This window comes from Actinoallomurus spadix (assembly GCF_024055725.1).
In the GTDB taxonomy this organism is placed as follows: domain Bacteria; phylum Actinomycetota; class Actinomycetes; order Streptosporangiales; family Streptosporangiaceae; genus Actinoallomurus; species Actinoallomurus spadix.
In genome coordinates this window covers 98493-112594 of the sequence record NZ_JAMXMX010000003.1, presented here as the reverse complement: position 1 = coordinate 112594, position 14102 = coordinate 98493, and the positions used below count along the sequence as shown (strand labels likewise).

Annotated in this window: 17 protein-coding genes; 11 read left to right on the top strand and 6 right to left on the bottom strand. The window is 71.4% G+C overall.

Features of this window, described 5'->3' with window-relative positions; genetic code table 11:
- Positions 1–42: 42 nt before the first annotated feature.
- Positions 43–774, top strand: a complete 732-nt coding sequence (cmk, locus tag NE235_RS04670; RefSeq protein WP_406567536.1) for a (d)CMP kinase — start codon at positions 43–45, stop codon at positions 772–774.
- The gene (gene der / locus NE235_RS04665; RefSeq protein ID WP_252799683.1) at positions 767–2143 is read left to right on the top strand and encodes a ribosome biogenesis GTPase Der; all 1377 of its coding nucleotides are present in this window, start codon (positions 767–769) and stop codon (positions 2141–2143) included. The genes cmk and der overlap by 8 nt, the downstream gene beginning before the upstream one ends.
- Positions 2144–2273: 130 nt before the next feature.
- Here the strand turns inward: der and NE235_RS04660 are convergent, their stop codons facing one another.
- Both NE235_RS04660 and NE235_RS04655 read right to left on the bottom strand, forming a co-directional pair.
- Complete coding sequence (locus tag NE235_RS04660) at positions 2274–2684, bottom strand: STAS domain-containing protein (RefSeq protein WP_252799682.1); 411 nt, start codon at positions 2682–2684, stop codon at positions 2274–2276.
- A 353-nt stretch (positions 2685–3037) separates the two neighbouring features.
- Positions 3038–3616 (bottom strand): hemerythrin domain-containing protein, encoded by a 579-nt coding sequence (locus NE235_RS04655; protein WP_252799681.1) that lies wholly within the window; start codon positions 3614–3616, stop codon positions 3038–3040.
- Positions 3617–3812: 196 nt separating this feature from the next.
- Between NE235_RS04655 and NE235_RS04650 the strand changes: the two genes are divergently transcribed.
- Positions 3813–4289, top strand: a complete 477-nt coding sequence (locus tag NE235_RS04650; protein WP_252799680.1) for a hypothetical protein — start codon at positions 3813–3815, stop codon at positions 4287–4289.
- 10 nt (positions 4290–4299) lie between these two features.
- Here the strand turns inward: NE235_RS04650 and NE235_RS04645 are convergent, their stop codons facing one another.
- On the bottom strand, positions 4300–4530 hold the full coding sequence (locus NE235_RS04645; protein ID WP_252799679.1) for a hypothetical protein: 231 nt from the start codon (positions 4528–4530) through the stop codon (positions 4300–4302).
- Positions 4531–4689: 159 nt separating this feature from the next.
- Here NE235_RS04645 and NE235_RS04640 point away from each other — a divergent pair, with 159 nt between their 5' ends.
- Positions 4690–5775: an S-(hydroxymethyl)mycothiol dehydrogenase gene (locus NE235_RS04640; protein ID WP_252799678.1), complete on the top strand. Its 1086-nt coding sequence runs from the start codon at positions 4690–4692 to the stop codon at positions 5773–5775.
- Positions 5772–6404, top strand: a complete 633-nt coding sequence (locus NE235_RS04635; RefSeq protein WP_252799676.1) for an MBL fold metallo-hydrolase — start codon at positions 5772–5774, stop codon at positions 6402–6404. Before NE235_RS04640 ends, NE235_RS04635 begins: the two co-directional genes overlap by 4 nt.
- Before the next feature lie 36 nt (positions 6405–6440).
- Here NE235_RS04635 and NE235_RS04630 read toward each other — a convergent pair whose 3' ends face one another.
- Positions 6441–7208, bottom strand: coding sequence for a TetR/AcrR family transcriptional regulator (locus tag NE235_RS04630; protein ID WP_252799674.1), 768 nt, complete (start codon positions 7206–7208; stop codon positions 6441–6443).
- Between the two features lie 91 nt (positions 7209–7299).
- Here NE235_RS04630 and NE235_RS04625 point away from each other — a divergent pair, with 91 nt between their 5' ends.
- The 4 genes from NE235_RS04625 (at position 7300) to NE235_RS04610 (ending at position 9893) form a co-directional block, all read left to right on the top strand.
- Positions 7300–7494, top strand: a complete 195-nt coding sequence (locus tag NE235_RS04625; RefSeq protein WP_252799672.1) for a hypothetical protein — start codon at positions 7300–7302, stop codon at positions 7492–7494.
- Positions 7491–7850, top strand: coding sequence for an amidohydrolase family protein (locus tag NE235_RS04620; RefSeq protein WP_252799670.1), 360 nt, complete (start codon positions 7491–7493; stop codon positions 7848–7850). The genes NE235_RS04625 and NE235_RS04620 overlap by 4 nt, the downstream gene beginning before the upstream one ends.
- Before the next feature lie 123 nt (positions 7851–7973).
- Entirely contained in the window at positions 7974–9155 is a 1182-nt protein-coding gene (locus NE235_RS04615) for a sensor histidine kinase (RefSeq protein WP_252799669.1), read from the top strand.
- A gap of 132 nt (positions 9156–9287) precedes the next feature.
- The gene (locus NE235_RS04610) at positions 9288–9893 is read left to right on the top strand and encodes a response regulator transcription factor (RefSeq protein ID WP_252799667.1); all 606 of its coding nucleotides are present in this window, start codon (positions 9288–9290) and stop codon (positions 9891–9893) included.
- A gap of 139 nt (positions 9894–10032) precedes the next feature.
- Here NE235_RS04610 and acpP read toward each other — a convergent pair whose 3' ends face one another.
- Both acpP and NE235_RS04600 read right to left on the bottom strand, forming a co-directional pair.
- A complete protein-coding gene (acpP, locus tag NE235_RS04605) occupies positions 10033–10296 on the bottom strand; it encodes an acyl carrier protein (RefSeq protein ID WP_252799666.1) in 264 nt (87 codons plus the stop codon).
- Between the two features lie 16 nt (positions 10297–10312).
- The gene (locus NE235_RS04600; protein WP_252799665.1) at positions 10313–11551 is read right to left on the bottom strand and encodes an Nramp family divalent metal transporter; all 1239 of its coding nucleotides are present in this window, start codon (positions 11549–11551) and stop codon (positions 10313–10315) included.
- A gap of 175 nt (positions 11552–11726) precedes the next feature.
- Between NE235_RS04600 and NE235_RS04595 the strand changes: the two genes are divergently transcribed.
- The gene (locus NE235_RS04595; protein ID WP_289848191.1) at positions 11727–13046 is read left to right on the top strand and encodes a histidine kinase; all 1320 of its coding nucleotides are present in this window, start codon (positions 11727–11729) and stop codon (positions 13044–13046) included.
- Positions 13047–13091: 45 nt separating this feature from the next.
- Positions 13092–14102, top strand: a complete 1011-nt coding sequence (locus NE235_RS04590) for a C-terminal binding protein (protein WP_252799664.1) — start codon at positions 13092–13094, stop codon at positions 14100–14102.

Genomic DNA, 14102 nt, shown 5'->3' with positions numbered 1-14102 from the left:
TGGCCGGTCGGTTTCCACGAATAGGCAGATAAGGAAGCGAACGTGACGCTCGTCATCGCCATGGACGGTCCCTCCGGGTCGGGTAAGTCCAGCGTCTCCAAGGGCGTGGCACGCGCTCTCGGGCTGCGCTATCTCGACACGGGCGCGATGTACCGCGCCATGACCTGGTGGATGCTGCACGAGGGCGTCCCCGTCGATGACCCCGCCGCGATCGCGGCCCGGGCCGGCGAGCCCGACCTGAACTCCGGCACCGACCCGGCCGCGCCGACGATCACGGTCGACGGCGTCGACGTGTCCGGCCCGATCCGCGGCCAGGAGGTCACCGGCGCCGTCAGCGCCGTCGCGGCCGTGCCCGCCGTCCGCGAGCGCCTCGTCGCCCTGCAGCGGGAGATCATCGGCGCGGGCGGCATCGTCGTCGAGGGCCGCGACATCGGCACCGTCGTCGCGCCCGCCGCCCAGGTCAAGATCTACCTCACGGCGAGCGCCGAGGCGCGGGCCCAGCGCCGCAGCGCCGAGCTCAGCGGTGCCTCGATCACCGCGACGCAGGCAGACCTGGCCCGCCGTGACCGCCTCGACTCCACCCGCAAGGTCGACCCGCTCGCGCAGGCGGCCGACGCGATCGAGCTCGACACCACCAGCCTCGGCCTCGACGAGGTCATCGAGGAGGTTCTGCGCATCGCGCGCAAGAACCTCGCCGCCGCCGACGGCGATTCGGCATCACCGGCGCGCTCCCTGACGGGTGAGCCGCCCCAGAGGAGCGAGACGAGTGAGTGAATTCCAGCACGCGGAGGCGATCGACGTCGCCGTCGAGCACGACGTGGCGCCGCCGCCCGTCGTGGCCATCGTCGGACGGCCGAACGTCGGTAAGTCCACGCTGGTCAACCGCATTCTGGGCCGCCGTGAGGCGGTCGTCGAGGACGTCCCCGGCGTGACTCGGGACCGGGTGGCGTACGACGCCACCTGGAGCGGGCGGCGTTTCACCGTCGTCGACACGGGCGGCTGGGAGCCGAACGCCGAGGGCCTCGCGGCCGCCGTCGCCGACCAGGCGCGGCTCGCCGTGGACGCCGCGGACGCGGTCCTGTTCGTCGTCGACGCCACGGTCGGCTCCACCGACACCGACGAGGCCGTCGCCGACGTGCTGCGGCGCGCCAAGAAGCCGGTCGTCCTGGCCGCCAACAAGGTCGACGACGCCCGGGCCGAGGCGGACGCGACCGCCCTGTGGTCCCTGGGCCTCGGTGAGCCGCTGCCCGTCTCCGCCCTGCACGGGCGGGGGAGCGGTGACCTGCTCGACGCCGTCCTGGAGGCCCTGCCCGAGGAGGCGCCGCCGGAGGCGTACGGCGCCGCGGGCGGCCCGCGGCGCATCGCGCTGCTCGGCCGGCCGAACGTCGGCAAGTCCAGCCTGCTCAACAAGCTCGCCGGAGAGAACCGCGTCGTCGTCGACTCGGTCGCCGGCACCACCCGCGACCCGGTCGACGAGCTCATCGAGCTGGGCGGCGAGACCTGGCGGTTCATCGACACGGCCGGCATCCGCCGGCGGGTTCGCGAGTCCCAGGGCGCCGACTTCTACGCCACCCTGCGCACCCGGTCGGCGCTGGAGCGTTCCGAGGTCGCGGTCGTGCTCGTGGACGCCAGCGAGCCTCTCACCGAACAAGACCTGCGGATCATCTCCATGGTGATCGAGTCCGGCCGAGCCCTCGTCCTCGCGTACAACAAGTGGGACCTCGTGGACGAGGAGCGCCGCCACTTCCTCGACCGTGAGATCGACCGGCAGCTGCACCACGCCCGCTGGGCCCCGCGCGTCAACATCTCGGCTCGTACGGGCCGGCACGTGGAGAAGCTGGTCCCGGCCATCGAGACGGCGCTGGCGGGCTGGGGCGAGCGGGTGCCGACGGGCCGGCTCAACTCCTTCATCACCGATCTGGTCGCCGCCCGGCCGCATCCCGTACGCGGCGGCAAGCAGCCCAAGATCCTGTTCGCCACGCAGGCGAGCGTGCAGCCGCCGAAGTTCGTGCTGTTCACGTCCGGCTTCCTGGAGGCGGGCTACCGCCGCTTCGTCGAGCGGCGGCTGCGCGAGGACTTCGGCTTCGAGGGCACCCCGATCGAGATCAGCATGAAGATCCGGGAGAAGCGCCAGCGGAAGTGACCCCGGCCCGCCCGGACAGGTGACCGCCGCCCCGGCCAGGGCGGCGGTCGCGCCGACGGAGACGATGCCGGCCGTTTCGCCGGGCCGTTGCGCCCGGCCGAGCCGCCGGACCCGGCCCGGGCGCCGCGTGTCATCCCCGGGGCTTGCGCGCGCGCCCGCGCGCGCCGGCGGTCGAGCAGGGCCGCGACACGACCCCGCCGAGCCTGCGGGGCAGCCCGATCGTCGTGGGGACGAGACGCGACAGCGCCGCCAGGTCGAAGACCCGGCGTACGTTGCCCTGCTCCGGAATCGCCACGGAGAGCGGGACCCGCAGCGCGGTGCTGCGGCCGTGGGCGCGCACGATGATGTGGATGCCCGCCGAGTCGAGGACCCTCGTGCCGGTCAGGTCCAGGAGCATCTCCGTCACCCCGCTGTTGAGGAGCCGGAGCACGCGTTCCCGGATCGCCGCGGCGTTGACCACGTCGACCTCATGCGGGAAACGGACGACGGTCACTCCGGAGACCTGCTCCACCTCGAGATCGACCGCGGACAGATGTCGCATCGAGATTCCACCTCACGGCTGGCCGGTAACGGGGACGACCCAGCAACTGGCAAGGTGACCGCCAGTCAGGAGCGCTGTGTCGGGACTATGCATGTACCCGATATGAGCGGAAGAAACCCTCAATCGCCGCTGACCTGCGATTACGCCGGTAATAAGCCGAGCGGTAGCGGCCCGCGGACACGGACGGTGAGCACCTCCGCATCGCTGGTGACCGGCGGGCCCGCGCGGCCCGGTTCCGTGAGCGGACGCGTGAAGGGCTCGGTGAACGCCGCGCTCACGCGCCCTGAACGATGTGAGAGGAGCGTTCGGGGCGGCTGTGCCGGGGTTCGCCGAGCCCTGCGATGACTGAGCCGTCAGGACGAGCGCTGGTGGTCGACCGCCTCGGCCAGTTCGTCCTTGTTCATCGTGGAGCGGCCGTGAACGTCGAGTTCCTGGGCCTCCTCGTACAGCTCGTCCTTGGTCCGCTCCTCGGATCCGGAGGTCGAGCCGTTGCCGCCGCTGCCGGTGAGCTCCTCGCGGCGCCGCTCGGCGAAGGCCGTTCCGAGCTCCTTGAGGCGTTCGGCGGAGACCGCGTCGCGGAGGGCGGGGAGGATGTCGCTCTCCTCCTCCTCGACATGGTGCTTGACCGCGTCGACGAATTCCTTCAGCTTCGCCTCGAACTCCTTGCCCTTCGGGGACATCCCGCGGAGCTCCTCGAGCATCTCCTCGGCCTCGTGGTGCTCCTCGGTGCCGTGGTGGGCCTCGTCCCGCTCGCCGGCCTCCTTCGCCACCGCGGGGTAGACCCGCTCCTCTTCGGCGCGCGAGTGCGCGGTCAGCAGCGCCGCGACCTTCTCGAGCAGCTCAGGGCGTCGCGCGGTGTCCTGCTGGAGCTCGTCGAACAGCTTCTCCAGCGTGCGGTGGTCCTGCATGATGAGTTCGACGACGTCGGCCATGCGATCTTCCTTCTCGTGTCCGTGCCGGTGAGTGCCCTGTCCTTACCCGGAGAGCGGCGGTCAATCCTCATCGTCATCGCGCGGTGCCGCCGGGTGAGCGGTCCGGCGCCCCGCGGGCGCGCCCGGGAGCGTCCCATGCGTCCGCCCGCGCGCCGGCGGACGCATGAAACCGCTGTTCGGGTGGCACAGACCGGGCATGAACCTTTTGGGCATCTATCTCAACGACCATCTGGCCGGTGCCACCGCCGGCGTCGAGCTCGCCCGCCGTGCCGTCGGCGCGCACAAGGGGAGGAAGGGCGAGGAGACCTTCCGGCGGCTCGCCGAGGAGATCGCCGAGGACCGTGACGCGCTGCTGCGGATCATGCGCGCGCTCGGCGTACCGGTTCAGCAGTACAAGGTGTGCGCGGGCTGGATCGGCGAGAAGATCGGGCGGCTGAAGCCGAACGGGCACCTGACGAGCCGGTCGCCGCTCAGCGACCTGGTCGAGCTGGACGCGATGCGGCTCGGCATCGAGGGCAAGGCGTCGGGGTGGCGCTCGCTCCGGGCGGTCGCCGGCCACGACGACCGGCTGAGCGGCGAGGATCTCGACGAGCTCCTCGACCGCGCCCGCCGTCAGGCCGAGACCGTGGAAGAGCTGCGGACCGAGATCACCGGGGCGCTCTTCGCCGGGTGACGGCCGGCGGTCAGCTCGTCTCGATCGACCGCTGCTGGCCCGGATAGCCGGGACGCTGCTCCGGGAGGCCGACCCGCCGGTCCGGTTCGGTGGCGAGCAGGTCGACGGGCTCGGGGGGCGTGCCCTCGGCGGGGGTGCCGTCGTGTGCCGGAAGGGGCTCCTCATCGGCGCCCGGGGAGGCGTTGACGCCCTGTTCCTCGACGAGATCCTGGTCGGTGCTGTGCAGCTGGTGACGGGTCATTCCACCCCATTACCCCTGAAATCAGGGGACATCCCGGGCACCGGCCTTTCGGCAGGCGGAACCCGCGGCGACGAGAGGCACGGGCGCGCGTACGATCGGCGCACAGCCCCCGAGGCGGACCGGGCCGCACCAGGCCCCAGCACCGGAAGGACACACAGGATGGCGCAGGAAGTACGCGGAGTCATCGCCCGGGCCAAAGGCGCGCCGGTGGAGACGACGACGATTCTGGTGCCGGATCCCGGTCCCGGTGAGGCGGTCGTGAAGATCCAGGCCTGCGGGGTCTGCCACACGGACCTGCACTACCGCGAGGGCGGGATCAACGACGAGTTCCCGTTCCTGCTCGGGCACGAGGCGGCGGGCGTGGTGGAGTCGGTCGGTGAGGGCGTCACCGACGTCGCCCCCGGCGACTTCGTCATCCTCAACTGGCGCGCGGTATGCGGCCAGTGCCGGGCCTGCCTGCGCGGCCGTCCCTGGTACTGCTTCAACACGCACAACGCCGCCCAGAAGATGACCCTGGCCGACGGCACCGAGCTGTCGCCCGCCCTGGGCATCGGCGCGTTCGCCGAGAAGACCCTGGTCGCCTCGGGCCAGTGCACGAAGGTCGACCCGGCGGCCTCCCCGGCCGCCGCGGGGCTGCTCGGCTGCGGGGTGATGGCCGGCCTCGGCGCCGCGATCAACACCGGGGGAGTGGGGCGCGGCGACTCGGTCGCCGTGATCGGGTGCGGCGGCGTGGGCAACGCGGCCATCGCCGGCGCCCGGCTGGCCGGCGCGGCGAAGATCATCGCCGTCGACCTGGACGACCGGAAGCTGGACCAGGCCAAGAAGCTCGGCGCGACGCACACGGTCAACTCCGGCGGCACGGACGCCGTCGAGGCGATCCGCGACCTGACCGGTGGCTTCGGCGCGGACGTCGTCATCGAGGCCGTCGGCCGCCCCGAGACGTACCGGCAGGCGTTCTACGCGCGCGACCTGGCCGGCACGGTGGTCCTCGTCGGCGTCCCGACGCCGGAGATGCGCCTCGAACTGCCGCTGCTGGACGTGTTCGGGCGCGGCGGCGCGCTCAAGTCGTCCTGGTACGGCGACTGCCTGCCGTCCCGCGACTTCCCGATGCTGATCGACCTGTACCTCCAGGGGCGGCTCGACCTGGACGCGTTCGTCTCCGAGACGATTCCGCTGGACGACGTCGAGGGCGCGTTCGAGCGGATGGGGCGCGGCGACGTCCTGCGTTCGGTGGTGACGCTGTGACGACGGCGCGCCTCGATCACCTCGTCACGTCGGGCACCTTCTCCCTCGACGGCGGCACCTGGGACGTCGACAACAACGTCTGGATCATCGGCGACGACGCCGAGGCGCTGGTCATCGACGCGGCGCACGACGCCGACGCGATCGCCGCGGCGGTCGGCGACCGCCGCCTGGTCGGCATCGTCTGCACCCACGCCCACGACGACCACGTCGACGCGGCCCCGGCCCTGGCCGCCCGCACCGGAGCGCCGATCCTGCTGCACCCGGCCGACCGGCCGCTGTGGGACCTCACGCATCCCGGCCGCGCCCCCGACGCGGACCTGGCCGACGGGCGGACCGTCCGGGTCGCCGGCGTCGAGCTGACCGTCCTGCACACGCCGGGCCACAGCCCGGGCGCCGTCTGCCTGCACGCCCCTGCCCTGGGCGCGGTCTTCTCCGGCGACACGCTGTTCCAGGGCGGCCCGGGCGCGACGGGCCGGTCGTTCTCCGACTTCCCGACCATCATCGACTCGATCCGCGGTCGCCTGCTCACCCTGCCGCCGGAGACGGTCGTGCACACCGGCCACGGTGACGACACCACGGTCGGCGCGGAGGCGCCGCACCTGGAGGAGTGGATCGCCCGCGGTCACTGACCACGGGCGGCGGGACCCGTTCGGAGGGGCCGGACGTCAGGGCCGGCCGTCCGCGGCGAGGCGGTCGAGCCATTCGCCGAGCAGGTGCTGCTCGGCGTCGCTCAACGGCGTCTTCTGCCCGGGCAACCGGGCGCGCAGGGCCCGGGCGGCGGCGGCGAGCCCCGGCTCCCGTACGGCCGGCTCGTCGTAGGTGATGGTGGCGATCATCGTCTCGCGCATGGTGGTGAGCAGGGCGGGCTCGCGCCGGTCTTCGGGCAATGACAGCCAGGTGAGCACCGCGCCGCGCGTGGTCGCGTGCATGAGCGCGGCCGCGAGCGGCTCGTCGACGCGGAGGCGGCCCGCGGCGGCGACGCGGCGGATGCGTCCCATCAGGATCCGCATGCCGGCCTGGAAGGCGGCCGAGGTCGTGCCGCGTCCCGGGTCGCCGTACATCAGCGTGAACAGCTCCGGGTTGGCGAGCCCGAACTCGGCCGCGAGGTCCCAGCCCGCGCGGAGATCCTCGACGGGGTCCTCGGGAGCATTGTCCTGGTGCTTGGCCGCTAGGAACACGGCGTATCCGTGCCCGGCGACCGCTTCGAGCAGCCCGTCCTTGTCGCCGAAGAGGCGGTAGATCACCGGGGCCTGCATCCCGGCGGCGGCCGCGACCGCGCGGGTGGTCACCGCATCGCGCCCCTGGCGGGAGAGCAGGTCCGCCGCGGCCTCGACGATCCGCTGCCGGGTGAGCTCACGGGCGTCGCCCACCACCTCCTGCCCCGGGGTCGTCTCCGTGCCGGCGTTCGCGTCATCCTTCGCTCCCTCAGGCATGAATCAATGATACCGGCTACGTGTTGCCAACGATGTTATCACCGGTATAGTCAGCTGATGAACGCTGTTAACACAGGTGAAGGGAGGTCTGATGACGACCGAGTTGCGCATCGTGGCCCTGGAGGAGCACGTGGTCCCGCCGGTCCTGCTCGACGCCTGGGCGAGGGCGGGAGAGCCACGGATCGCTCCGCGCGGCTACGGCGACGACCCGCTCGCGCGGCGGCTGCGCGACGTTGGTGAGCTGCGGCTGGCCGAGTCTTCGACCGTCATCCCGGCCTGCAGGTGATCGCCGGGCACTGGGGCGAGGTCGTCCTGTTCCACCTCGACCACGCCGGCTACCTGGGGGAGATGGCGAAGCTGGAGCGGCCCCTGATCGACTACTTCCGCCAGAACTTCTGGGTCGCGGGCAGCGGGACGGTGAGCGAGCGGTACCTGCGGTGGACGGCGGAGGTCGTCGGGACCGACCGCATGCTCTACTCGACCGACTACCCCTACACCTTCGGGACGCGGCCCGGCGGCTTCCCCTTCGTCGACACCAGCGGCGGGGCCGCCCGGTCGTTCCTCGAGAACGCGCCGTTCACCGCCGAGGAGAAGGCTGCCATCGGATCGGGCAACTGGGAGCGGCTGACCAACGCTTTTTGAGCCGTTCTGCGCAAGCGGAGCGGGCGCGCCGATTTCGCTCGTTCGGGCCGCCGGAAATCGCGATTCAAACGTAGTGTCGATCCCCCGGCTCTAAAGTGATCTTGGAGCAAGGGGGCTGGAACCATGGCCGATCGAACGGATGAGCCCGTCCTCGCCGCCGATACGCCAGATGATCAGGGGTTGTTCAGCGACTATCGGCAGATGGGCGTGCCGACGATGCGAATGGCGCGCATCACGGTCGTCCTCACCTTGACCAGTCTGTCGATCATCGCGCTGATCAACCTGCTGGAGGACCGGCCGAACGCGGCGGCGCTGCGCGTCTGCTCCGCCTCGATGCTCGTGATCGTCGCACTGCAGCTGTTCCACACCTACCCGCGGCCCGACCACAGGTCCCCGAAGATCTGGGCCTGCACGCTCTGCGTGCAGGCCCTCCTCACCTTCATCCCGTTCTGGTACTACGGCGTCGAATGGGGGGACGTGGCCGGCTTTCTCGGCGGCTCCGTTCTCCTGCTCGTGCGCGGTGTCCCGGGCTGGACGGCCTACACGTTCATCGTGCTGAGCGTCTTCTTCGCCCGTCCCATGTTCCACATGCCGTTCCGGGAGACCGTCTATCTGACGGCGTTGACGGCCGTGATGGGCCAGATCAGCTGGGCCCAGGCGCGGCTGTCCGACCTGCTCATGAGAGTTCACGAGGCCCGGGGCGACATCGCCCGCTTCGCCGTGGCGCGTGAGCGGCGCCGCTTCGCGCGCGACCTGCACGACCTCCTTGGGTACAGCCTGTCGGCGATCAGCCTGAAGAGCGAGGTCGTCCATCAGCTGATGGCGCAGCACCCGGATCTGGCGCGGCAGGAACTCGACATGATCGTGAAGCTTTCACGTCAGGCGCTGTCCGATGTCCGTAGCGTCGCGAACGGATATCGGCAGCTGTCACTGGAGTCGGAGGTGGCGTCCGCGAAACTGGTGCTGGCCACGGCCGGCATTCAGACCTGCGTCGACATCACCCCCGGCGTGCTCGACGCGAAGCTGAACACCGTGCTGGCGATCGTCCTCCGTGAGGGCGTCACCAATGTGCTCCGGCACAGCCGGGCTCGTCGCTGCGATATCACGATGTCCGCCGGGAACGACGTGATCCGGCTGGTGATCAGCAACGATGGGCCGGCCGGCATATTCGGCCGCCGATCCGGCCGTTACGGCCAGGGACTGGACAACCTCGCCGGCCGCCTCGCCGTCGTGGGGGGAAGCCTCAGTGCGGGGGTGTCGAATGACGGCCGATTCCGGCTCACCGCGGTCGTCCCACGGCCGTAACCGGGATAAGGGGCGGGGAACGGCGTCGTTCGCGCTCTGCCGAATGCCGGAAGCCTCTCTGGACTTTGCCGGGACACCCCTTTAAGGTCTGGCTGAAACAGGGGGATCGGTTCGCTTTTCCCTGGGGGGACCATGGTCAGGGTTCTGCTTGCCGAAGATGTGCGAATACTGCGCGACGCTCTCGTGACGTTACTCGATCTGGCCGAGGGCATCGACGTGGTCGCGGCCGTCGAGTCCGGCCCCGCGGTCCTGCCGCGAGCGGCGGAGACGGCGCCGGACGTCGCGGTCATCGACATCGACCTGCCCGGTAAGGACGGGCTCACCGTGGCCGCCGAGCTCCACGATCGTGTCCCGGCGTGCCGGACGCTCATCCTCACCGGTCTCGGCCGGCCCGGCTATCTCCGTCGTGCGCTGGACGCGGGCATCACGGGATTCATGCTGAAGGACGCCTCCGCGGCCGAACTCGCGGATGCGATCCGCAAGGTCGCCGAGGGGCATCGGATGATCGATCCCCAGTTGGCCCTGGCCGCGCTGGAGTTCGCCGACAACCCGCTCACGACTCAGGAGAGCAGGGTCCTCGGGCTGATCGCGGACGGTGCGAATCTGCCGGAGATCGGTGACCGGCTGTCGTTGTCGCAGGGAACCGTGCGCAACTACCTGGCGTCGGCGGTCAGCAAGCTGGGCGCGCGCAACCGGGTGGACGCCGTCCGCATCGCCGTGAACGCCGGATGGCTCTGAGCGCCCGCTCGCCCGCTCGCCCGCTCGCCCGTGAGTCCCACGCCGGCGCGTCGTGCGGCCGGCCCCGGGTCCGGCCCCCGGGTCCGGGCGCCGGACTTCACCGATCGCCGGACCGGGACCGATCACGGGAGGACGGTGCTCAGGAGACGGCCCGCTCCGGCTGGTGTTCGTACACGTAGTCGACGATGTCCTGGATCGTCGTCATCGCGGCGGCGTCCTCGTCGGGGATCCGGAATCCGAAGTCGTCCTCGGCGGCCACGAGGACCTCGACGGTGTCGAGGGAGTCGATCTCCAGGTCCTCCTTGAGGGTCTTACCGGGTGCGATCGCGTCGCGCGGCACGCCGACGGTCTTCGTGAGGATCTGCGCGACCGCCTCGAAGATCTGCTGCTGGTTCAGCGACATGAGGTTCGACCTTTCTTCAGCTGACGAGGGTGAACAGGCTGATGGCCAGGACCGCCAGCGTGCCGAGACCGGCCGCTGCGGTCGTCGTCCGGCGGTTGACGAGGTCGCCCATGAGCCGGCGGTCGCGGGTGAACACGATCAGCGGCAGGAGGGCGAACGGGATCCCGAAGCTCAGGATCACCTGGGTGAGGATCAGCGCCTCCCCGGGATCGACGCCGGAGGCGAGGGTGGCGAGCGCGGGGACGAGGACGACGAGTCTGCGCACCGCGAGCGGGGTGCGGCGGCCGAGGAAGCCTTCCATGATGACGGCGCCGGCGTGGGTTCCGACCGATGAGGACACCAGGCCGGAGGCCAGCAGGGCGAGCGCGAAGAGCGTCGCCAGGACCGGACCGGCCGCGTGCCGCAGTCCGGCGTGCGCCTGCACGATGTCCTCGATGGGGGCGCCCCGCAGGTATTCGGCCGCGGCGACGAGCAGGGCGACGTTCGCGGCGGTGGCGACCGTCATGGCGACGCCCACGTCCCACCGCGTGGCGCGCAGCAGGCGGTGCCGCCGGTCGGACGCCAGGACGGTGCCGAATCTGCGGGTGACCAGCGCCGAGTGGAGATAGACGGCGTGGGGCATGATCGTCGCCCCCACGATCCCGGCGACCAGGACCTCGCTGCCGTGGTCGGTGATCCGGGGGATCATGCCCGCGGTGATCGCCGCCGGGTCCGGCCCGCCGGCGATGGTGGGCCAGCAGAACCCGGCCACGGCGCAGGTGAACAGTGCCCCGACGACGAGTTCGTAGCCGCGCTGGCCCCGGGAGGTCTGGACCTGGAGCACCAGCAGGGACGCCCCGCTGACGATGATGCCGCCGGCGAGCAGGGGCAGGCCGAACAGGATGCGCAGCGCGATCGCGCCGCCGATCACCTCCGCCACGTCGGTCGCGGCGGCGACGCACTCGGCCTGGATCCACAGCAGCCGGGCGGCGCGCCGGCCGAACCGTTCCCGGCAGAGCTGCGGGAGGGTCCGGCCGGTCGCCAGGCCCACCTTCGCCGACAGGTACTGCACGATCACGGCGAAGGAGCTGGCGGAGACGACGGCCCAGACCAGCAGATGCCCGTAGCGCGAGCCGGCGGCGACGTTGGTGGCGACGTTCCCCGGGTCGATGTACGCGACGGCGGCGATGACGGCCGGTCCGAGTGCCGTGACCAGCCGGGCGCGCGGCCGTGCCGCGGTGGGGGACGGCCGGGGGATGGTCCGCTCGCCGGTCACCGGGGTCTCGATGAGGTTCGGTGCCGCACCCTGTCACCTCCTTTCCCTCGGACCGCAGTGTTACATCACAACGTTGTTGTGATCCAGTCTTGACGCCGTATTGGTCGATATCTAGGGTCCGAGTGGTAGGCCGGGCCCGAGAGGCTCGCGACGCCGCTCGTGGCGAGGAGAAGACGTGCCGAATCTCGATCCGTTCAAGTTCGTTCGCTGGATGAACGCGCGAAAGCTCACGCCGGGACGGCTCGCCGAACTGGCCGGGGTCGACCAGGCGTTCCTGGAGTCGACGCTGCACGCGTCAGGCCCGGTGGAGATCGACGACGAGCGGCTCGGACGGCTCGCCACGGGCCTGGCGGTCGAGACCGGCCGGCTCATCGCCGCCGCCGGTGCGGGTCGCGCCGTGCTGGTCCGCTCCGCCGAGGAGATGTACCGGACGCGGCGCCCCATCCAGCGCGACGGGATCCACTTCTACGACTACTACTCGATGGCCGGGCCGGAGGGCCGCGTCGCGCCGGTGATCCTGGACATCCTCTGCCCGGCGGACCGGCTGCCCGCCCTCAACAACGGTCACCTCGAGCCCGCGATCACCGTCAACCTCGGGCCGGGGGACATCCACGGTCGCTGGGGAGAGGAGCTGTCCGATGACACGTGGCGCGTGCTGGCGGCCAACACCGGCGCGGACCGGTGGATCACCGGTGACTCCTATGTGGAGCCGTCCTACTGCCCGCACAGCTACGCGCTGGCCGGCGACGTCCCCGCGCGGATCGTCTCCTACACCGCCGATTCCAACCTCGCGGCCCTGATCGAGGAGAACAACACCTGGCCGGAGCCCGCCTTCGAGCGCTGGTCGCAGTTCATTGAGAAGGGCGGGCTGGCACCGGAGGAACTGCTCCGGCTGGCGCTCGCCCGGCGCGGGTACACCGATGAGACCGCGGCCGCCAGGCTCGGCGTCGACCCGGGCTCGCTCCCCGCGTCGCTCGACACGCTCCGCGCGCTGGGCGCCGAGCTGGGCATCGACTACCGGCTGCTCCTGCCGGCGGTGCGGCGCCACGACGCCGTGGGCAAGACCTGCCGGACCGTCGAGGAGTCGCGGGAGTCCATCCGGCCGTTCGGGCCGTACGAGGTCGCGTCGATGGCCGGCGCCCCGCACCTGCCGGACCTGTCCGGCCTCTTCGTCAAGGTCGCCGCGGACGACGGCGACGTGCCGATGCGGCACGACGACAACGAGACGCATTACCTGGTCACCGACGGGGAACCGCACCTCGACTGGGTGGACGAGCGGGGGGAGCCCGCCACGGCGAGGCTGTCCGCGGACGGGTCCGCCTGGGTGGCCCCGTTCGTGGCCCACCGGTGGCGCGGCACCGGCGCGGTGCTGAAGTTCAACTCCGGCGGCCACGTCGGCTACCTGGACCTGTTCGAGCTGACCAACACCTACGAGCCCGCCGCGACGCTGCGCCGCGGCCACCGGGACCTGTCCGGCTGGGGCTACCAGCGCTGACCGGCGCCGGCGTCATTCGAGCGACGAGTGAAAGGGGGAGCGGACGTGCGGGTCCTCTATACCGATCCGGCGTGGGCGATCGCCGGCCGGGACCGCCCCGATCCGGCACTGGCCTGGGTCGAGCGCGAGGTGTTCGGCCCTGAGGTGGAGCTGGACCTGGGGCTGTACGACGACGGCTACGTCACCTCCGGGGACGCCTTCCTGGCGTACGCCGAGGGGGCGGACGCCCTGGTCGTCTACCGGTGCCAGGTGACGCCCGAGCTGCTCGCCGTGGTCAAGCCGTCCTGCCGGGTGATCGCGAGAAGCGGCGTCGGGCTGGACAACTTGAACATCCCCTCCCTGGTCGAGTGGGGCGTGTACGGCTTCCACGTGCCGGACTACTGCGGGGACGAGGTGACGACCCACACGGCGGCCCTGCTCCTCGCGCTCGAACGTGGCGTCTGCGTGCAGGACCGTCTGGTCAAGTCGCGGCAGTGGGGAATCCACGCCGGTGGTGTTCCGCGACGGGTCGCGGAGCGGAGCGTCGGGATCGTCGGATTCGGCCGGATCGGGCGGGCTTCGGCGCGCAAGCTGCAGCCCTTCTACGACCGGGTGCACGCCTACGATCCGTACGTCGCGGCCGACGTGATGGCCGGCCACGGCGTACGGCACGCCGGGTCGCTGCACGACCTGCTCGCCACCGTCGACGCCGTCGTCCTGCACGCGGAGCTGACCGACGAGACGGATCACCTGATCGACGAGCGCGCGCTCGCCGCCGTCAAGCCGGGATGTCTCCTCGTCAACACCGCCCGGGGCCGGCTGGTCGACCCGGGCGCGGTCCGGGGCGCGCTGGACGATGGGCGGCTCGCCGGATTCGCCTCGGACGTCTTCTCTCCCGAGGATCCCAACCGCTCGGCGGTCACGCGTGAACTCCTCACCCGCGACAACGTGATCGTCTCGTCTCACCGCGCCTTCCTGTCCGAGGAGTCGGAACTGAGTCTGCGGCGTCGCGTGGCGGCCGGCGTCCGCACCGTCCTGGTCGAGGACGTCCCGCCGATCGACGGCCGCGTCGCCTGA